The sequence below is a fragment of the Nostoc sp. NOS(2021) genome (assembly GCF_017115025.1).
In the GTDB taxonomy this organism is placed as follows: Bacteria; Cyanobacteriota; Cyanobacteriia; order Cyanobacteriales; family Nostocaceae; genus Nostoc.
In genome coordinates, this window is sequence record NZ_JABXKM010000268.1 from 1 (window position 1) to 20,254 (window position 20,254).

15 protein-coding genes are annotated in these 20,254 nt (G+C 44.0%); 8 read left to right on the forward strand and 7 right to left on the reverse strand.

All coding sequences use genetic code 11. From position 1 onward, the window contains the following. Positions 1-183 precede the first annotated feature (183 nt). Entirely contained in the window at positions 184-597 is a 414-nt protein-coding gene (gene atpC / locus HWQ41_RS26785; protein WP_292769925.1) for an ATP synthase F1 subunit epsilon, read from the reverse strand. Positions 598-713: 116 nt separating this feature from the next. Next, on the reverse strand, positions 714-2,162 hold the full coding sequence (gene atpD, locus HWQ41_RS26790; RefSeq protein ID WP_292769927.1) for a F0F1 ATP synthase subunit beta: 1,449 nt from the start codon (positions 2,160-2,162) through the stop codon (positions 714-716). 126 nt (positions 2,163-2,288) lie between these two features. On the opposite strand from atpD, the gene HWQ41_RS26795 reads away from it, so the two are divergent. Together HWQ41_RS26795 and HWQ41_RS26800 are read left to right on the forward strand one after the other, a co-directional pair. Next, entirely contained in the window at positions 2,289-2,510 is a 222-nt protein-coding gene (locus HWQ41_RS26795; RefSeq protein WP_292769930.1) for a hypothetical protein, read from the forward strand. A 559-nt stretch (positions 2,511-3,069) separates the two neighbouring features. Beyond that, positions 3,070-3,894 (forward strand): SirB1 family protein, encoded by an 825-nt coding sequence (locus HWQ41_RS26800; protein ID WP_292769932.1) that lies wholly within the window; start codon positions 3,070-3,072, stop codon positions 3,892-3,894. A gap of 77 nt (positions 3,895-3,971) precedes the next feature. Here the strand turns inward: HWQ41_RS26800 and HWQ41_RS26805 are convergent, their stop codons facing one another. Then, positions 3,972-4,562, reverse strand: coding sequence for a DVUA0089 family protein (locus tag HWQ41_RS26805; protein WP_292769934.1), 591 nt, complete (start codon positions 4,560-4,562; stop codon positions 3,972-3,974). Positions 4,563-5,006: 444 nt separating this feature from the next. Between HWQ41_RS26805 and HWQ41_RS26810 the strand changes: the two genes are divergently transcribed. The 6 genes from HWQ41_RS26810 to HWQ41_RS26835 all read left to right on the forward strand — a co-directional run bounded on the left by HWQ41_RS26810 (position 5,007) and on the right by HWQ41_RS26835 (position 10,439). Further along, complete coding sequence (locus HWQ41_RS26810; protein WP_292769936.1) at positions 5,007-5,189, forward strand: hypothetical protein; 183 nt, start codon at positions 5,007-5,009, stop codon at positions 5,187-5,189. Between the two features lie 249 nt (positions 5,190-5,438). Beyond that, positions 5,439-6,077 carry a sigma-70 family RNA polymerase sigma factor gene (locus HWQ41_RS26815; protein ID WP_292769938.1) on the forward strand — a complete coding sequence of 213 codons (639 nt, stop codon included), beginning with the start codon at positions 5,439-5,441 and terminating at the stop codon, positions 6,075-6,077. 29 nt (positions 6,078-6,106) lie between these two features. Then, positions 6,107-7,072 carry a DUF1822 family protein gene (locus HWQ41_RS26820; RefSeq protein ID WP_292769940.1) on the forward strand — a complete coding sequence of 322 codons (966 nt, stop codon included), beginning with the start codon at positions 6,107-6,109 and terminating at the stop codon, positions 7,070-7,072. A gap of 23 nt (positions 7,073-7,095) precedes the next feature. Beyond that, a complete protein-coding gene (locus HWQ41_RS26825; RefSeq protein WP_292769941.1) occupies positions 7,096-9,435 on the forward strand; it encodes a CHASE2 domain-containing protein in 2,340 nt (779 codons plus the stop codon). A gap of 27 nt (positions 9,436-9,462) precedes the next feature. After that, complete coding sequence (locus HWQ41_RS26830) at positions 9,463-10,236, forward strand: DUF928 domain-containing protein (RefSeq protein ID WP_292769943.1); 774 nt, start codon at positions 9,463-9,465, stop codon at positions 10,234-10,236. Beyond that, positions 10,236-10,439: a hypothetical protein gene (locus tag HWQ41_RS26835; protein WP_292769945.1), complete on the forward strand. Its 204-nt coding sequence runs from the start codon at positions 10,236-10,238 to the stop codon at positions 10,437-10,439. Before HWQ41_RS26830 ends, HWQ41_RS26835 begins: the two co-directional genes overlap by 1 nt. A gap of 88 nt (positions 10,440-10,527) precedes the next feature. On the opposite strand, the gene HWQ41_RS26840 is transcribed toward HWQ41_RS26835, so the two are convergent. From HWQ41_RS26840 to HWQ41_RS26855, 4 genes are all read right to left on the reverse strand, one after another. Next, positions 10,528-13,140: a CHAT domain-containing protein gene (locus tag HWQ41_RS26840; RefSeq protein WP_292769947.1), complete on the reverse strand. Its 2,613-nt coding sequence runs from the start codon at positions 13,138-13,140 to the stop codon at positions 10,528-10,530. Positions 13,141-13,194: 54 nt separating this feature from the next. Beyond that, positions 13,195-16,416 (reverse strand): filamentous hemagglutinin N-terminal domain-containing protein, encoded by a 3,222-nt coding sequence (locus tag HWQ41_RS26845; RefSeq protein ID WP_292769949.1) that lies wholly within the window; start codon positions 16,414-16,416, stop codon positions 13,195-13,197. Between the two features lie 130 nt (positions 16,417-16,546). Then, complete coding sequence (locus tag HWQ41_RS26850; protein WP_292769951.1) at positions 16,547-17,929, reverse strand: HlyD family efflux transporter periplasmic adaptor subunit; 1,383 nt, start codon at positions 17,927-17,929, stop codon at positions 16,547-16,549. 6 nt (positions 17,930-17,935) lie between these two features. Beyond that, the gene (locus tag HWQ41_RS26855; protein WP_292769953.1) at positions 17,936-20,152 is read right to left on the reverse strand and encodes a peptidase domain-containing ABC transporter; all 2,217 of its coding nucleotides are present in this window, start codon (positions 20,150-20,152) and stop codon (positions 17,936-17,938) included. Positions 20,153-20,254: the final 102 nt, after the last annotated feature.

Consider the following 20,254-nt stretch of genomic DNA (forward strand, 5'->3'; position numbering starts at 1 on the left):
ATCGGGGAGGGTTAGGGTGGGGTAAAACCTTGGTTAATCAACTATTTCAGACTTGTGTGTACACCGTAGCTCCTTTTAGGAGAGAGGAATGGAAGTGAGGTCAAAATATTAAGTCGCACATCGCGTTAAATATCTTGTAGGTTGGAAATTGCCCAACCTACAAATCTGAAATATAAAGTTAAATTAGACCGAACCGCCAGCGGCTTGAAACCGAGCGCGGGCCCGTTTGAAGGCTTGGGTTGCCTGGATTTGGGCTTGGCGATCGCCTCCTGTTACTTGATTCAGACGTGCTTCTGCTTGGTTATAAGCAGCACGAGCTTCTTCAAGGTTAATTTTGTCGCCACGTTCAGCGCCGTTAACCAGGATTGTCACTTCATTTTCTTCGACTTCGGCAAAGCCACCCCAAAGAGCGATCGCTTGCCAATTCTGATTTTTAGCGGCACGAACTCGCATTACACCAGTATCCAGGGCGGTCAAAAGTGGTGCGTGTCCAGTTAGGATACCTAGTTGACCAGTAGTACTAGGCAAAACGACTTCTTCAGCTGGGGCATCCCATACTGTTTTATCGGGGGAAATTACACGAACGGTTAATGTCATTTGTCCTTTGTCCTTTGTCCTTCGTCCTTTGTCACTTGTCCCTTGCCATTAGCCATTAACCATTAGAACTTGAACTAATGACTAATGACCAATGACTAATGACTCTTGACTAATGACTAACCTTTGATTTTTTCAGCTTTAGCGATCGCTTCGTTAATATCGCCAACCAAGTAGAAAGCCTGTTCTGGTAGAGCATCCAACTCACCAGACAGAATCTTTTGGAACCCTTTGATGGTATCTTCCAACTTCACGTACTTACCAGGAGAACCGGTGAATACTTCTGCCACAAAGAACGGTTGGGACAAGAAACGCTCAACTTTCCGGGCCCGCGCTACGATCAGACGGTCTTCTTCAGACAATTCATCTAGACCGAGAATGGCGATAATGTCTTGGAGTTCTTTATAACGTTGCAGAGTTGATTGCACCGCACGGGCAGTATTGTAGTGTTCCTCACCAACAATGTTGGGCTGTAGCATCGTGGAAGTCGAACCCAGTGGGTCAACTGCGGGATAAATTCCCTTAGCTGCCAAACCGCGAGACAGTACTGTTGTTCCGTCCAAGTGGGCGAAGGTGGTAGCAGGTGCGGGGTCGGTGAGATCGTCCGCAGGTACGTACACTGCTTGAATGGAGGTAATCGAACCCTCTGTAGTCGAGGTAATCCGCTCTTGCAGTTCACCCACGTCGGTTCCCAATGTGGGCTGATATCCTACTGCTGAGGGCATCCGACCCAGTAGCGCCGATACTTCCGAACCTGCTTGTACAAACCGGAAAATGTTATCAATAAACAGCAGCACATCCTGCTTGTTCACATCCCGGAAGTACTCCGCTACTGTCAATCCCGACAGACCAACCCGCATTCTCGCTCCGGGTGGCTCGTTCATTTGACCGTAGACTAGAGCAATTTTTGACTCGTTGAGGTTCTCGTTATTGATTACCCCAGATTCAATCATTTCGTTGTAGAGGTCATTGCCTTCACGGGTGCGCTCACCCACGCCAGCAAAAACGGATACTCCACCGTGCTGGGTAGCGATGTTGTTGATCAACTCCATCATGATCACGGTCTTACCAACACCAGCACCGCCGAACAGACCAATCTTACCGCCGCGTCGATAGGGAGTCAGGAGGTCAACAACTTTAATTCCCGTCTCAAACACCGAAGGTTTAGTTTCCAGGTCGGTGAATTTGGGAGCAGAGCGGTGGATGGGTAAAGTTGCCTCAGCATTTACAGGGCCCCTGTTGTCCACAGGTTCGCCAAGGACGTTCAAAATCCGACCCAAAGTTGCTTTACCAACTGGTACGCTGATGGAAGCACCTGTATCGGTGACTTCCAGACCGCGCACTAAGCCTTCGGTGGAACTCATCGCAACAGTCCGCACCTGGTTGTCGCCCAGCAGTTGCTGTACTTCAACAGTGAGGTTGATTTCCTGTCCAGCTTCGTTGGTGCCAGTGATTTTCAAAGCGTTGTAGATTTTTGGCAATTTCCCGCCGGGAAATTTAACGTCTACAACTGGGCCAATGATTTGGGTAATGTAACCAATGTTTGTTTTTTCTGCGGTTGTGACCATGCTGCGCCTAATGATTGAAGCTAGATTTCAGATAAGGTCGGAGAAGACATAATAATAAGCAATGTCATCTTTCACTTTAGCACCGGACGGGGACATAACTCCCTTAGTAATTCCTTAAAAAGCAGCTTGGTGGTTGAGGTTTGTGGCGCATTAGAAATATCCAAAATTAAAACGCCCAACGGACTGCCTCCCCGTTGTCGGGAGCCGCGTACCCCTACGGGGAAGCAAGCTACGCCTAGCGGACGCACCAGAAGGAGCGTCACCCTTATGGGTGGACGGGTTAAGATGCATAAAGGCGACAGTGTAGATAAGTTAGCCTCTTGTAGCGATCGCACATACAAGCAGTGATCAGAATAACTTAATTTTTCAATCTCGCTAAAATTATTAGGTTAGTGGCATGGTATTAGCCTGATTTTATTGGTTCGTATAATTACGAGTATTATTAGTCAAGGTAGTAAAAAAACTGAACTTTACTAAAACTTGACAATAGTAAAGTGAACTCACATAAAAAATCTGCTCTCCCTAGCGATCGCAGCCCGTCGTACACATCGCAGAAAGAGCAGTAATGTACCATTTCATTCAAATAGTTAATACACATGCTCTCAACACCATTTCGGAATTTGGGTAATTAGTAATGACTAATTGGTAGTTTGATACCATACATCTTTGCATTGCTCAAAGCAGATTTAGCATAATAAAATACTATAAATGTGCATTTTAGTCAATACAAAAGAGCGGCATTAAAGCATTTTCATCCTCTGGATAGACTAATGTCACGAAACCTATGTACAAACTACATTTCCAAATCTTCTGAATATCCCTAATATAAAAATAGGTACAAAAAACTGTTTTCAGTTCAGCCAAGCCGCTCTCGCTTCATCCTCACACTTCCACCGAGCAACAGCTTATGAATTTATCGTCAGCACGACAATATTTTTACCAGGAGATTCAGCAGTCTGACGAGCACATTGACCTAGCAAAGGCAGCTTTGTACATTGCACAAGAAGAATATCCCAACCTAGATCCAGAGGAATATCTCAATGCTCTCGATACAATGGCATGGGAGCTTCAAGAACGCCTGCCTGATTCACGATATCCTTTGCGGATAGTTCAAAGTATTAATCAGTATCTCTACGAAGATTTAAAGTTTTATGGTAATAAAACTGACTATTACGACCCGCGCAACAGCTTTTTAAATGATGTAATTGATCGCCGAGTGGGGATTCCCATTACCTTAGCGCTGGTTTACCTGGAGGTCGCCCGACGGATTGATTTTCCGATGGTGGGTGTAGGAATGCCAGGACATTTCCTAATCCGCCCGGATGTTCCCGATATAGAGATTTTTGTAGATGCTTTCAATGGCGGTGAAATAATATTTGCTCAAGATTGCGAAGAACGACTGTCTCAACTTTATCAGCAACCTGTGACGCTACAACCAGAATTTTTAGCCGTAGTCAGTCATCGGCAATTTTTGGCACGGATGCTGACAAATTTAAAATTTATTTATATCAAACAACAAGATTTACAAAAAACGCTGGCAGCGGTTGAACGAATTTTGTTGCTGTTTCCTGGTTTAACTTTAGAATTGCGCGATCGCGGTCTGATTTATTATCAACTCGGTTACTACCCCCAAGCCGTAGACGACTTACAAAATTATTTAATAAAAGTTCCTGATGCCGACGATGCATCTGTGATTCGGCAGTTACTTGCTAAGTTGGGTAACAATGGTTGAATCAAAAATGCTGTGTCAGCACCATATTGACACAGCAGTGGTTTGTTAAATTAAACGGCTGAAATAAAAATTGATGCTTATGCCCTAACTGCGGCTTGTTGTTTACGCTTGCGAACAGAGGTAATGCCGAAAGCACCTAAGCCTAAAATACCAATGAGAGAAGCGGGTTCGGGAACAGAAGCAGTCTTCTTGTTTAGGCTGATAGAGTAACCGCCAGAAGAAAAACCAGGAGCAATATCACCATAAGTAGAAGCAGATAGGGCAAAGTTGGCGAAGGATGATATTCCCAACAAGTACTCACCAGTATCCAAAAACTCATTGAGAGTGGATTGCTGCGTACCCTTAGAATCGTCGTTCAGAGCGATTAGCGTACCTGACGAATCAAACAGTTCTAGTATGGTATCGAAGGATGCACCATCGACTGTCGTAGCTTTGAATCGCCCACTATCCCAAAAGAAAGAAAAGAGGTCAGCACCGTTTTTAGAAGAGATAGTTCCTTTGATGACATTAATGCCACCAGGAAGATTTTGGGCGGTTTTTAAAGTCTTACCTGCATCACCCACTTCAGTATAAGTCGCAGCTTCTGCGGTTCCTGCTGCTCCCAGTGCAATAACTGCTGCTCCCACTGTAGTCAGTGATAAATTTGTCAAAACATTTACAGTAGCCATTCTGTTATTTACCCTAGAAACGAATCTTTTTGTCTGCTTTCAACGCTTCGATACTAATATGTGTCTCTAATGATTTAAAATTTTTTTACCTACTTCACAGAAAATTCACTGATAAATAAAGCTACTAATTTGGGGAATTAACGTAAGAATACGTACTTTAAAAGGCTTGTAACGGCATCTACAGAGGTTAAAACCTGTGTTTATACTTAAGGTAATGATGAAGCACTATTCTCAACAACTGCTTCAGAATGAATTCTGAGAGTCAACCCCTTCTCTGCGAGACGCTACGCGAACGGGGAATTCAAAATTATGCTCTGTCAAAATTATGAATTTTGACAGAGCATAAATAAATTTATTTGCTCTCTTGAAAGGACACCTTTTTCCTCTCTACGAGACGCACTCGCGAACGCCCTACGTGTCTCGTAAAAAATCTTTGGTTCTTCAGTGGAGGAATTGAGCGAGGAAGAACAGAGCGATCGCATTAACAGACTATGGGACAGTGGCAAGCTAGAAGCAGCAGCAGAGGCAGTTTTGAAGTGTTTGGGAGAGTTGAAGCGCCCGTATTTGCCTGAGTTTGAAGAGAAACTACTGAGTTTTATCGAGCAAGAATGTAAGGCTGGGGATTAGTCCAGCTAATTCTAGTGGCTCATACCTCCACCAAAGAGGAATTTAACTTACTATCGAACTTGAAAGGAGGTCAGCGTGAACACCAAAGAAATAATCTGGTGTTGCGCCGAGCCAAATCTTCCCAGTCCCCAGTTCAATGTATCAGCACAAAGTTTTGTAACAATTGTGCCTGGTTTGTGTAAAAGTTGCGATCAATCCATGAGATATATATGAATTCGCAACTTGGTGCGTTCTGATTCGAGGTCTTTTATGACTAATGACTGGAGAAAACAACTAAATGCACAACTTAAAGAATTAGCGATCGCAGCCCAACAATACACTCACCTAACCAAGGAAAAGCGGATAGCTTTAACACGGCTGATTAATGCTATTTGGCAGTCAGATAAGCTTGTTCATCCTTATAAAGGTCAATTTCAACTAGTTTATGAAGATATCTATGATGAAGCAGTACAAAATTTATTTTTCTATCTGTGTCAAGATAACAATATTAATAAGTATGACCCAGAACGCGGCGAAGTGATAACTTGGGTAAATATGCTATTAACTAAACGTTTTTTTCCAGAGGCTATCCCTAAAGTTATCGGCAAAGAAAGTGAAATAAATCTGGAAAACTCTCATCTGGAAAATATACCTTCATCTCAACCTATGTCTTTATTTGAACAAGTAAGAGAATGTATAGAAACTGACCCAGAATTAATTTTTTGCAAGGAACACATCAAAGGCCATCCAGAGGCAAATTTTCAAGCTATAGCTCAAAGAAGATGTTCTGGCATTTCCTGGAAAGAGATTTCGTCAGAATGGGGTATTGGAATCACATCTCTCCATAGCTTTTACCAGCGTTGTCTGAAAAAATTTGCTGACAAATTTCAAGAATATTTATATATTTGATTTTTCATCTAATTAGCTAGGCAGAAAATATGAACAACATTAGAGATTTTTTAACATTCTCAGCCCCGATACCTGTGGATGGAAGACATCGAGCAGAAGAGTTACGCAGACAACAAACCACGCAAGCAAAAGGTGAACAAGTTTATCTCAATACTTTGTCTGTATCTTTCGTAAATTATTATCTATGTTGCATGGGATTTGAGACAGACTTGAATAAAAGTGATAGTTGGAATCTCATACAACAGACACTTATGGATATTGCTGATTTGTCGCTAAAAAACTTGGGATTATTAGAATGTCGCCCAGTATTGTCAGATGCACAATTTGTTTATGTGCCGCCAGAAGTACAGTCAAATCGAATTGGCTATGTAGCTGTGCAAATCAACAAATCATTTAGAGAAGCAACGCTACTGGGATTTGTCAAGCAAGTACAAACTGATTTATTACCCATCAACCAATTGCAACCTTTAGACAATCTATTGGAGTATTTAGAAGAACTTTCTCAATTCCAGGTTGCTGAAATAGCTGATAATTCGCTGGACTGTAATCATAATTTAGTTAATTTGAAGCAATGGTTGGAGAATATTTTTGAAGCTGAGTGGCAAGAGATTGAGACTCTTTTAGGCACTCAAGGTGTCAATCCAGCTTGGAGTCTAAGAAGTAGCAATGGTGCTTTTCTTAGTAGGGGTAAGTTGATTTATTTAGGAAAGCTTTTGAGCGAGCGTGCAGTGGTTTTAGTCGTTACCTTACCTCCAGATAACGAGCAAGAAATCCACATTATCGTAGAATTACATCCGACAAATGGACAAGAGTATCTGCCACCAAATCTCCATTTAATGGTGCTGGATTTTGAGGGAGTATCTGTGATGGAAGCTCAAACAAGAAGCAGCAATAAGAATATTCAATTGGAATTTAGTTGTGAGGTGGGAGAACGTTTTAGCGTTAAACTTGTTCTGGGAGATATCAGCATTACAGAAAATTTTGTCATTTGTTAAGAACAACAGCAGGGCTGCTGCCAATGAAAAAGTTAGTTGTGCTGAAGCTAGATGGCGATTTGCACTTAGGCGTGCAGGCAACGTTGGAGATTGGGGAAGAGGGCAAACGGCCGACTACAGAAATTACTGGCAAGCTGCCCTCTAATCTAGATATGGCAATAGCAATTGACCAATGGCAGTCCACATATCGCAGCTTGGGGAAATTTACCCGTATCAAAGCCAAAAAAATTATTTACGATGGTTCTATTTCCCAGCGACGTCAGGAGTGCAATACAAAAGCTAGTGAGGTACGGGAGCATCTGAATGACTGGTTGCTATCAGAGTCTTTTCGTCCCGTGCGGGAAAAATGGCTCAAACACTTGATGCCAGATGAAGAAGTGCGGGTGTTGATTCGCACTCATTGTTTGCAACTCAAAAAACTTCCCTGGCATTTGTGGGATTTGATAGATCGAGATTACCTGAAAGCTGAAGTTGTTATCAGTATTCCAGAATCAGAACCGGTAACAGCTGCATTGCAAACATCCACCTTTAGGAATAAAATTAGAATTTTGGCAATTTTGGGCGATAGTGACGGTATTGATGTGGAGCAAGACCGTCAGTTATTAGAGAAATTACCTAATGCTGCTACAACTTTTTTAGTAGAACCTCAATATTCAGATATCGACGACAAATTGTGGAAACAACCTTGGAATGTCTTATTTTTCGCAGGTCATAGCAAAAGCGAAGGTGAAGCTAGTTGCATCTATATTAATAAAACAGATAAATTAACAATTGATGAACTCAGATATGCCCTGAGAAATGCTGTTGCCAACGGGTTACAATTGGCGATTTTCAACTCTTGCGATGGATTAGGATTAGCGCGAGAACTACAAGATTTACAGATTCCGCAAATTATTGTCATGCGGGAACCAGTACCAGATAAGGTAGCTCAAAAATTTTTAAAGCATTTTCTAGAGGTTTTTTCATCAGGACAATCTATATATGCTGCGGTTCGCACTGCCAGACAAAGGCTCAAAGGAATAGAAAAGGAATATCCAGGTGCAAGTTGGTTGCCAGTAATTAGCGAACATCCTGCCGTAGTACCAATGACTTGGACAAAGCCCCGAATTTCCAACACTCGCCGCCTTGGAACCTTGCTACTGTTGAGCCTGCTGATAACTGTTGGTGTACTGGGGGTAAGACATCAAGGAGGATTGCAAACATCGGAGTTGCTCTTATATGACAAATTTATGCGATCGCGTCCCCAAGAAAAGCAAGATCCGCGTCTGTTGATAGTCACTGTTACCGAAGAAGATTTTCAGTTACCAGAACAAAAGGAAAGAAGAGGGTCACTATCGGATCTAGCACTAACCAGACTTTTGGAAAAACTTGCACAGTTCCAACCCAAAGCCATTGGTTTGGATATTTATTACGATCAGTCATCACAACGCAACCAAGCTTATTTGGCGACTAGGTTGAAAATAAATGACAGACTTTTTGCAATTTGCAAAGTTCAAGAACTTACAAAAGACCGTCCGGGAATTGCACCTCCTTTGGGGGTGACGCCAGAACGCCAAGGATTTAGTGATATTATCCCAGACCCAGACCATGTTCTGCGTCGTCATTTATTGGCAATGCAACCAGCAGACGTAACGTCCCCTTGTACTGCACGCTACGCCCTTAATGCTCAATTGGCATTCCACTACTTGGAGGGAGAAGGCATTTCTGCCAAATACACTGATTCTGGAGATTTGCAGTTAGGCAACATCGTTTTTAAGCGGTTGCAGCCTCATAAGGGTGGCTATCAACAAGCGGATACACGGGGCTACCAAATATTGCTCAATTACCGTTCTTTCCAAAATTCTCCTTTAGAAATTGCTCCTACAGTCACACTCACAGATGTTCTTAGGGGTAAAGTCAACCCTGAACAAGTCAAAGACCGAATTGTTCTGATTGGTACTACTGCCCAAAGCTTTCGTGATTATAGTCCTACGCCCTACATGACTGGGCAGGGTTTTTCCGAAGAAATACCAGGAGTGGTTCTGCAAGCCCAAATGGTGAGTCAGCTGGTGAGTGCGGTGATGGATGGGCGACCTTTGATATCAGTTTTGCCCTTTTGGGGCGAAGTTTTGTGGGTTTGGGGTTGGTCAGTGGTTGGAGGTGCAATCGGTATAGCCGGATCAGTGGCGATCGCTTGGTGCGATCGCTCAAGACTATATTTAGTATTGGCGGGAGGAGGTGTACTTGGAGTCTTATACGTTTTTTGCTTAATTCTCTTTTACCAAGGGATTTGGGTTCCCCTAGTTCCGTCAGCTTTGGTTTTAGTGGCTACTGGCGGCACAGTGGCAATTTATTTGTTTTCACAACAAAGCAACGACAACTGATTTTTACTACTTGAGGAATAAATAAAAATGAAGTTATCTGTGCAAAAGATTCAAATTTTACTCGCCGTTAGTTTAACATTCCTTAGCTGTATAGATGTGCAGGCACAGCCTGCAAATCGCAAAGAACAATTAAACCAATCATTGATTTTCGCAGCACCGCCCCCACCGCCAGACATCGGGGAACCAGGTAAGCGAACAGAAGCAGGGAGTCGTGGCTGTGGTCAGGATATAAATAAGCTCCAGACATCTTCTCAAAAGCGGCTCACAGCTTTAGTACCTGTTTATTCAAAATCAGAATTGGTATTTGGCACAACGATCGCAAAGCATCCTAGTTTCTTATTCTATGTTCCTTATGCATCAGACTTTGCATCTGGAGAGTTTGTGCTAGAAGATGAAGCACAAAATCAGACTATTTACAAAACTTCTTTAACGGGGACACCAGGAGTAGTAAACCTTCGCTTGCCATCAAAAGCAGCACCTTTAGAGATTGGCAAGCAATATCGATGGTATTTTAACATCTACTGTCAGAAGGATAACCAAATTATTGCTAATGTTGAAGGCTATGTAAAACGAGAGCAACTAAACCCTGCTTTGAAAACTCAACTGGAAAAAGCAACACCACTCCAGCAAGTAAACCTTTATGCGGCTAATGGTATTTGGTATGAAGCGCTGAGTGCTGCTAGTGAATTGCGTCGCACCAATTCGCAAGATACATCTTGGACGGCGTTGTTGAAAGCTGTTGGTTTGAATGATTTTGCAACTGAACCAAAGGTGGAGTGCTGCAATTTAGAGAGTGAGTAGTGAAGGACGATGCAGGGGAGCAGGGGGAGAGAGACAAGGTAAGCTCATTTATGCAGGTCGATGCGATCGCATTGTCAGTCGATACAATCGCATTGTTAGCCGATACAATGGCATTGTTAGCCGATACAATCGCATTGTTAGCCGATACAATCGCATTGTCAGTCGAAACAATCGCATTGTCAGCCGATGCAATGGCATTGTAAGTTGATGCGATCGCATCTGCGTAAGTAAATGGACAAAAAGTTAACTCCAACTCCTAGCCTGAATCCCACCGCTTGAAGTGGTGATGGCTCAAAGCCAATTGCCTAAAAGAACATAGGGGGCCCAAAACCTGGGACGTTTGTATTTGGGATTTTGCAAAAGAGCTAGCTGGGCGTGACGGAGTACTTCAGCTTTAGTCAGGTTTTTGTTGGCTAACTCTTGGTAAAATTGACTCATCAATACAGCAGTAGACTCATCATCCAAGTTCCACAAAGAAGCGATCGTACTGCGTGCTCCTGCCTGAAAAGCGACACCAGCAATTCCTAGTGCAGCTTGTTCGTCCCCGGTAGCTGTTTGACAAGCACTAAGAATGAGCAATTCAATCGCTTCGGGTCTGTTTTGCTCTAGTGTTCGCACTAACTCATTTAACTTTTTGACATAAATACGCTCATCCCAAGCAACAATAAATGTTTCCTCAGCCTTGGAGCTAAACTGACCGTGAGTTGCAAGATGAACAATAGGGAAAGATAGAGAATTAATCCGATTTTGCAAAGTTTTGCTGGTAAATTTTTGATTCAGAAGGATGCTGCTAGGGACTTGAGAGCCGATTTCTTCTAACTCCAGTTTGACGTTGGGTAGTGCAGAAAATCCAGAACTTGCTTCAGTCAATCCTGCGACTATTGCCTTTAATTGCTTCTCGAATGGTTTAGGTTCAATCAGTTGCAGACTGGGGGTGAGTGCAATGTTATACTTCTCAACTAGATATTGTTTGCCATCGTAGAGAGCTGCCATCGGAATATTTCGCAACCAACCATCCAGCACAAAGACCAAAGTAGGAGTCTTAGTTTCAACTAAGGCAGCTTCAGCAGGTTGAATCAGCCATTTGTAAACCTTCTGGGATAAAGATTGAACTTGTCGGAGCGTGTGTGGTTTGGGTAGATTTTCCTGTAGTTGCGCTAAAGTAGTTTCCACTTCTTTTTCAACTACAGGGGTAGTGTAGTGCAACCAACGCTGTTGAGGCAACTGGATGATCACCTCTAATCGGTCTGGCAAAATAAATGGATAAATAATTGCTGCCGTTGGATCTTTTTTTGGATTACGGATTTGAGCATTCAAACAGTTGTTGCGAAAGAAATTTTCTAGTTCTGCTATTTGGAGTAATTCGATTGTATTGCTGGCTTTTGCGAGATTTTCTGAGCTAAGTTGCGAGTTACCCTGAGATTGCAAAAGTAAATCAACCAACTGTCGATAAACTGGTTCAACTTCCTCTCGAAAGGAAAATTTCACCGCAGAATTGACAGCAACTAAATCACTACGGAGGGCTTGGAGGTTATTAACTGCTTCTGTGTAAGCTGCTACTGCTGCTTTTATATCTCCCTTAGCTTTAAGCAAACGTCCTAGTTGCCATTGCCATTGATAGCCAATGTCTTTAGCATCGATATCTTGAGCGATGAGTAAGGCTTGTTGGGTGAGGTTTTGGGCATCAGACCACTGTTGAGTTTGTTCGTAAACTTGGCCTAAAACACCAATAGCATAGGATTCTGTGCGTCTATCTTGCAAACTTTTTGCTTGCTCAATAGCAGTTGCTAGTAATTGGGCAATGTCTAACCATGAGTCCGTGTCTGCGGCGGTTTTTTTTCGGAATTGCATTAGACTTTGGGCAAAGTTAATCTGGGCAGAAATTGCTGTCCGACTAACGGGTAAGTCGTGAAGCTGAGTTTTAATTTGAGAGGACAATGTTTGGAAAGCTGACAATTGCTCAGTTTTCAGCAGTAGTCTTAGTTGATTAGCTTGAGCTTGGATGCGTGTAGTGGGTGAGGTTGCAGTTTTGATAGTTTGTTGATAATATTTTATAGCTGTTTGCGTGTCTTGCTGAACACGGGCTGTATTACCCAGACTGAGGAGAATATCAGCGATCGCTTCTTGATCTGGCAACGATGAAGCTAATTCTAAACTTTGCTGCAATATCTGCCGAGATGTTTCTAAATCACCAGTGACTTGCACGACATTACCGAGACTATGCAAAGCTGCGACTTTAACAGGTGAGTTGGGTTGACTTTGGAGAATCTGGGTACTTTCTCTTAACGTCTTCTCGGCTTGACGATAAAACCCTAAAGCTTGCAAAGCTTGCGCTTGGTTAATGCGATTTTGAATAACCGCCCTTTCATCGCCTATTTTGGCATAAATGTCAACAGAGAGCCGCCAAGTATCCAGGGCATCTTCAGCTTTGTTTTGAGCCAATTGCAAGCGACCTTTGATATCTAAGACTTGGGCTAGAATTTGTGTTAGCGCAGATCCTCGTTCAGAGGTTCGCTCTTTGGTGTCTATATTTTGAGTAGTTTGTAATAGATTAAGACTTTGAGCGATCGCAGTTTCTGCCTCTGACCACCGTCCCAATTGCTGATAAGCTAATGATAAATTACCCAGTGCGATCGCAAGCCTTTGTCCATCCCCATTGCCTTGTAATGCAGAGATAGCCTGTTGCCAAGAAGTAGCAGCTTCAGCAAACCGTTCAGCTTCATACAATTTACTGCCCTGTTCCAGCAAACTCTGGGCGTAGGGCAACTTTTGAATAATGGAGTTTTCCGCAGTTACGTGTGCGAAAGTAGGGGGCAATAAAAGAGCGCCTAAGAACATAGCCAAAAGCAGCAGTACACTTAAAAAGCGTTTGATTTTCCGTAATCTAGATTTTTTTCTTGCCATGTTTTTGCCACCACTTGCACCGCGTTTTTACTAAAAATAGACAGTGTAAGTTGCTCAACCTCCCTGGCGTTGATTAAACACACGGCAATCGGCTGGACTCTGCCACGAAGAAGGAGGCGTGACGCTGGGTGCAGAGCTAGTGAGGATTACATCGCCATTAGCAGCAGTTACCCAACCAGTAGCTTCTACTATGCGAGTTTGTGTTGGGTTAATGGGATTTGTGGAAACTGCTGGAGTAGAGGGTTTACCTACTTTTGGGTTGAGAGTTACCAAATCTACCTGCACTGCGTCAGCGCTGAGGGCTTCACCTGGGTTAGGTGGTAAGCCACCGCGCCCAGTGATTGTAAAACTGCTCTTAGCTACAGCGCTACCTGCGGTACAGGTCTGTGCTACTTGGGTATTAACTGGTACGGTTGGCAAGTTGATTAAGCCACTGTTGGGGTCAACATCTGGCGTGTTAAGTTCTACGGTGCCATTTACGCCAAACTCAGAACTAGCGGTGATATCCGAAAGAGAAGTTGGATTAGAGCGGGGTTGAATGCCATAGATACCAAAGGCTTGAATATCTACTCTCCCACCGTTGCCTGTGTAAGCATTAGCAGTGATGTCGCTATTTTCGCTTGGGACGGCAACAATGAAACCCGACGGGGCATTGATGGTGATGTTGCCACCATTACCACCAGCTTCTGCTGTGCCTGCGGTCGTGGAAATTTGAGCGCCACGACGCAATAGCAATAAATCAGTTTGTAAGTTGATGTCGCCACCGTTACCCGATGCAGATTGGGCGTTGAGTGTGCCACCGTTATCTAAGGTAACTCTAGGTGAGGTGACAATAATATCCCCAGCAGTACCCGTCGGACTTTGGGAGTTAACGAACAAGCCACTAGTAAAGTTAGCACTCTTGCCAGAAATGGTAAGAAAATCAGCAGCATTAACTTTAATTGCACCTGCATTGCCTTGTCCAAGGGTTGAGGCATTAAGTAGAGCGCCATCTTGTAATGAGAAAGAACCGGAATCAATAGTAATGTTACCCCCATTGCCAACTGTCTCTTCTTCTACCCGACTGGAAATACCACTAACAAAACCATTTTTCTCCCCAGCAATGTGAACTTCCCCAGAGACTTTCACATTGACATTCCCCGCATTCCCCCGTCCTGCTGGCTGGTTCCCAGATGCCCAACTAGTGGCAGTTAGCAGTTGAGCGCCATCAGTTAGCGAGAAAGAAGCAGCATTAATGTCAATATTGCCACCCTTACCCACAGCCCCTGCATCCACCGTGCTGAAGATGGCAGCAGTACCAGCAAGGGAAACAGCATTTTTGGCACGCACTGTCACATTCCCTGCATTCCCTTGTCCAGCAGTTTCAGCAGAAAGAAAAGCGCGATCGCGTAATGAGAATGAGCCAGAATCGATAGTAATATTACCCCCATTGCCAACTGTCCCCGTTTCCACCCTGCTGACAATCGCACTCGCAAAACCATTTTTCTCCCCAGCAATATCAACAATGCCTGTAACTTTCACATTGACATTCCCCGCATCCCCCCGTCCTGCCGGCTGGGTATCAGATGCTCTAGCAGTAATGGTTTGCAGGTTAGCGCTATCAATTAGTGATAGGGTTGCAGCATTGATGTCGATATTGCCACCCTTACCTACACCTCCCGAACCCACCATGCTGAAGATGTTAGCATCTGCAAGGGAAATAGCATTTTTGGCACGCACTGTCACATTCCCCGCATTTCCTTGTCCCAATGTTGAGGCATTAAGTAGAGCGCCATCTCGTAACGAGAAGGAACCAGAATCGATAGTAATGTTACCCCCATTGCCAACTGCCCCGGTTTGCACCAAGCTGTTAATCCCACTAAAAAAACGGTTTTTCCTCCCAGCAATATCAACAATGCCTGTAACTTTCACATTGACATTCCCCGCATCCCCCCGTCCTGCCGGCTGGGTATCAGATGCTCTACGAGTAGCGGTTGCCAGTTGAGCGCCATCTTTTAGCGATAAGGAGGTAGCATTGATGTCGATATTGCCACCTTTACCTACACTCCCTGCTTCTACTGTGCTGAAGATGTAAGCATTACCAGCAAGGTCAACAGCATTTTTGGCACGCACTGTTACATTCCCCGCATTTCCTTGTCCCAATGTTGAGGCAGCAATTTGAGCGCCATTTTGTAATGAGAAAGAACCAGAATCGATAGTAATATTGCCCCCATCACCTTTTGACTCCAAGCGCACAAGATTACCAACTGTGCTTTTACCAGCAACTTTGATTTTCCCGGTAGCATTCAGCGTAATATCTCCTGCAATAGTTTCAGGTGTGCCCAATCCTTGCCCAATACCAGCAGTTAGGACACTTCCTCCTAAAATCTCTAGATTTCTGGCATTGACTGCAATATTACCGCCACCAGTCCCTTCTACGTGTATCGCAGCTTGATTGGTAAGAGATACAGAAGTTCGCGCTACATTTTCAGAAAACATCAAGCTGAGATTATCGCCATCTACACCCAGCGCAACAGTACCAGGTTCGCTCAATCCTCCTAACTCAACTCGTCCACCATTAGCATTTAATCGTCCCCCATCCATACTGACATTACCACCCACCAGCAGTAAGCTCTTACCATCTGGTACTCGTAAACCAAATGCATCAAAACCTGCTGGATCTTTTCCTGCAAATGCAATTGAGTTATTTTGAATCGCTGCGTTTTGATTAATCTGATTAAACAGCAATGCTGAAGGATTAATAGTCAATAACGGTGAAGGGACATTTTGATCAGTAGCGCTAAAAAATCCGATATTTCCAAATTGCAGCGCGTTCGCTGTACTCGCCACAAAGGAACCACCAACATTTAAGCTGGCATTTGCACCAAAAATAATCCCATTAGGATTAATTAGAAACAGGTTAGCTGTACCATTAGCGCGAATTAATCCATCAATATTAGAAGCTGACCCACCCGTTACCCGACTGATGATATTTTGAATATCCGTAGCATTATTAAAGAAAGCAGTGCCGCCAGTTGGAACGGAAAACTTCTGAAAACTATGGAACAAGTTGCTTCCAGCTTGGGTTCCCCCTTCAATGGTTCTGATGTTGTCTTGTGTTGTAACACGAGAATTATTGGGTAGAGTGCTATCAGGTATGATCTGGGCAAAAGCGCAATTAGAAGAGAAGGCGAATGTCTGCAATATAGCTTCGCCGATCGCACTACCCATCACCAACCAACTTCCCAGTGCTAATTTCCAGCGCCAATGCTGCCTACTTCGCTTTTTTCTAGACATTGCACCCCTTAAATAACCAGCAAGTTAACTACAACCCCCTATAAGGATAGATAGAAAACCCACGGTAGGATTGCTAGAAATAATTACGAATAGTTACAATGCGATGCCTGCGGCGGGCTACGCCAACGCGCTACAAGTCTGCAATCAACCTCGCCTTCCTCAGAAAGAATTGCATCACAGTCTCTTCTCTAGAAATAATATCAACTGTACCCTCCATTCCCAATTGAATAGCACACTGGTGTTTTTGCCTACCTAGAGAAAGGCTTTCTGGCTCAATTCTTACCTCATAAAACGCACCAACGGCTGCCATCTTTTGGTTGGCAGATGTTGTGTCGGTGACATTAGCAGCATTCCCTTGAGGTGCGATTGCATCGGGGGAAATCGTCTTAACCTTGCCTTTGAGAGTACCATAATCTGGATAAGGACAAGCAGAAACCCGCATTTGTACCTTTTGACCTTGTTTCAATTTATTTTTATCCTGAAGTGCTACTGCTGCCTTAATTTCCAAGGAAGCATCACTGGGAACAATTTGAGCAATTTCCTGTCCAGCAGGCACTGTTTGACCGGAGTTTCGCAGGTTTAATTTAGAAATAATTCCGTCTGCTGTGGCAGTAATTCTAGTCTGACTGAGGTCGATATTTACCTGTTGGAGTTCACTCTTGTCGCTCTCTAGCTGTTTTTGGATTTCAATTCGTTGCTGGATTAGAGCTTGGCGTTCTTTATCTAAAGTCGCAATGCTGGCTTTGCCGGTAGCTTTTTCTTGGGCAATGCGTTGAGAAGCGATCGCTATTTGTGCATTACTTGGATTAAGAGCAGTTTGGACATTTTGCAATTTGGCTTTAGCTGCCTGAAGAGCTTGTTCTTGCTGGCGAACAGCTAGTTGTGCTTCCTCAAATTGATCTTGAGACAAGGCTCCGGCTTTAGCTACAGTCTCATAACGATTTCGCTTTGACTGGGCTGCTTTCAGACTAGCATCCGCAGCTTTGACATTGGCATCCGCTTCTTCGACATCAGTAGCGGTAGTGATAAGTTTATCTTGATAGTTCCGGTTGCGATCGCTTAATTCAGCTTCAGCACCAGCAATAACCCGGTTGACGCGCTCATTTTCAGCTAAAACCTGGCTATTAATAGCATTAATCTGGGCATTAATTTGAAACAGTTGTAAACGACTTTGCCCAATGTTACTTTGCAGTTGGCTCTTTTTGGTTTGTAGCTTCGAGTTGTCAATAGTGGCAATGACATCCCCTTTTTTGACAACTTGATTCTCTGCAACAAAAACCCGCGTCACCTGACCTTCCGTAGCAGCTTGAACCAGCCGTAATTCCCCAGCAGGGCGGACAACAGCCTGTCCTTTAACCGTCATTTTATATTTGGTAACAGAGGCAAGTGGAACGCCTAACCCCACAGCACAGACAAGAACTAGTCCACCCCAAGTAGTCCAACTACCAAGCGGCGGGAGAAACTCGTTGTCTTGAATTGGGGGCAAGTAGTCTGAGTTGGAATGGCTAATCATGCTATTTTATTTACTGATTGTGCTGAATTTACCGTTGGAGTTAGAGGATTTAGGCACTAAACCATTTGTAAAGGGGTCAACGCCGTCTAAAAAGTCTAAGTGTTCACCAGGTTGATGGCGTAGAGCCTCTGGAGTGCCTTGGATTTTTAAACGCCCTTCTTCCAGCAGTACAATCCAATCAGCCCGCCCGATGACTTTAGGGCGATGGCTAATCATAATTGTGGTTTTGCCCAGTCGATGAGATAGCAGTCTATCTAGCAGTTTGGCTTCACTCACTGGGTCGAGAGCGCCAGTAGATTCATCTAAAATTAATATCGGCGGGTCAGTAATTATAGCTCTAGCGATCGCTAATCTCTGTCGTTGTCCACCAGAAAGATTCGCGCCAAATTCGCCTAAAACAGTTTGATACTTATCGGGCAGTTTACTAATAAACTCATCTGCACCAGCAATAGAGCAAGCTTGTACAATTTGTTCAAAGGCGATTTGAGGATAGCTGAAGCGGAAGTTTTCAATAATTGAGCGACTCCAGAAGTGAGGTTCTTGAGGTACTAGTACTACCTGTTGCCGCAGACATTCCATCGAGAGGTCTTGCTGATTATAGATGCCATAGCGGATATTGCCAGATTGGAGGAAATATAAACCAGCAAGCAGTTTGGCAAGGGTGCTTTTACCACAGCCGGATTTACCAATCAGACCAATGACTTGACCGCCAGGAATAATCAGCGAAAAATCTTGCAGCAAGTCAACTCTACCTGCATGGTGAAAGTTAAGATTGGTGCAAGTAATATCTATATTGCCCTTAACTTCTGCCCAAGGCTTTTTCTCGTCCTTTTCGTCTTCTGGGGTAGCATCAATCACCTCCGTCAGGCGTTGGATGACAATCTGGGCAGTGATAAACTCATCAACTAAGCCGATGACTGAACCCAAAAAGCCGAGAAAGTTGCCACTCATACCACTAAACGCTAGCAATTGACCGATGCTCAAAGTACGATTAATTACTAAGTAGGAGCCTAACCACAGTAAGGCAATACTAGTAAAAGTAGAAATAATATTAGTAATTGTGCCACTGTAAAGCCCCAGCTTCATCGTACTCCAGCCCAAGTTAGCAAGCCGACCATAATTTGCCTGATACTCTTGCCAAGCTTGGGGAGTGGCTTGAGTAGTTTTTAGCACTTGGACACCGCGAAAAGTTTCAACGAGAAAGCCTTGGTTTTCTGTACCCAACACGATCGCGTTGCGGGTTTTCTGGCGCAAGGCTGGGAGAAAAAGCAGGTTGACAAGGGTGACAATCATAAAGGCAGCCAGGGAAGCTAAAGTCAGCCCCCAACTGTAAAAGAGCATGAAGCCCAAGGAAACCAAGGCGATAAAAAATTGGCTGGGTAAACCGAGGACAATTTGGGAAACTAGCTCATTGATGTGATTCACATCGGCAATGCGGCTGACTACTTCACCACTGCGTCGTCCTTCAAAGTACGAGAGGGGCAAACGCAACAGTTGTCGTCCGTATTCTAGAATCAGTCCTAATTGCAGGCGTTGACCAAAGTGACCGATTAGGTGAGATTGTACCAAACCGATCGCACTGCTAAATAGACTCATAGCGATCGCTCCAATTGCCACGACCGTTAGCAGTTGCGTATCTCCCCGCACGAGTACGTCATCAGTGAGCAATTGCATCATCAAGGGAGAGACAAGGGAGAGTAGTCCGATGACGATGTTAATTGCGATCGCTTGGATGAGAATAGCGCGATAGGGTAAAACCCGCATCAGATAACGCCCAAAGCCGCCAATTTTATCATCTGATTGCTGATAAAAGCGGCTGTCGTCTGGCGTTAGCAGCAGCATGATGCCATTGCCCCACCCTTCAAGCAACTCCTCGCGGGTGAGATAGCGGATGCCTACACCAGGGTCAGCAATGACATATTTTTTCCCCTTTTGTCCATACAGAACTACCCAGTGATAACCTTTCCAGTGAATGATGGCGGGTAGAGGGGCTTTATGCAATTGGTCAAGCAGTTGCACCGAGGCTTTGACTTGACGCGTATTAAATCCTAGAGTTTCTGCACCCCGCCTCAAACCCAGCAGGCTGGTTCCCCGCGATCCAGTACCAACTACTTCTCGCATTCGACTAATGGCAAAGGTGCGTCCGTAGTGTTTGGCAATAGTAGCAAGACTTGCAGCACCACAGTCTTCTTCGCTGTGTTGAAGTACAGTTTGGTAGCGCATTTTTCTTCAAGACCTATCCTATTTTGTTTTTGAGCATAAAAAATCCCATGTAGGAGCGATCGTTGTACGCCCCTACAGGTGTAATCTGTACAATCTTGGGAA

Coding starts and splice junctions, on each gene's coding strand:
- HWQ41_RS26840 (WP_292769947.1), bottom strand. CDS start 13,140: ATGGCAAGAAAAAAATCTAGATTACGGAAAATCAAACGCTTTTTAAGT.
- HWQ41_RS26820 (WP_292769940.1), top strand. CDS start 6,107: ATGAACAACATTAGAGATTTTTTAACATTCTCAGCCCCGATACCTGTG.
- HWQ41_RS26800 (WP_292769932.1), top strand. CDS start 3,070: ATGAATTTATCGTCAGCACGACAATATTTTTACCAGGAGATTCAGCAG.
- HWQ41_RS26825 (WP_292769941.1), top strand. CDS start 7,096: ATGAAAAAGTTAGTTGTGCTGAAGCTAGATGGCGATTTGCACTTAGGC.
- HWQ41_RS26805 (WP_292769934.1), bottom strand. CDS start 4,562: ATGGCTACTGTAAATGTTTTGACAAATTTATCACTGACTACAGTGGGA.
- atpD (WP_292769927.1), bottom strand. CDS start 2,162: ATGGTCACAACCGCAGAAAAAACAAACATTGGTTACATTACCCAAATC.
- HWQ41_RS26855 (WP_292769953.1), bottom strand. CDS start 20,152: ATGCGCTACCAAACTGTACTTCAACACAGCGAAGAAGACTGTGGTGCT.
- HWQ41_RS26850 (WP_292769951.1), bottom strand. CDS start 17,929: ATGATTAGCCATTCCAACTCAGACTACTTGCCCCCAATTCAAGACAAC.
- atpC (WP_292769925.1), bottom strand. CDS start 597: ATGACATTAACCGTTCGTGTAATTTCCCCCGATAAAACAGTATGGGAT.
- HWQ41_RS26830 (WP_292769943.1), top strand. CDS start 9,463: ATGAAGTTATCTGTGCAAAAGATTCAAATTTTACTCGCCGTTAGTTTA.
- HWQ41_RS26845 (WP_292769949.1), bottom strand. CDS start 16,416: ATGTCTAGAAAAAAGCGAAGTAGGCAGCATTGGCGCTGGAAATTAGCA.
- HWQ41_RS26815 (WP_292769938.1), top strand. CDS start 5,439: ATGACTAATGACTGGAGAAAACAACTAAATGCACAACTTAAAGAATTA.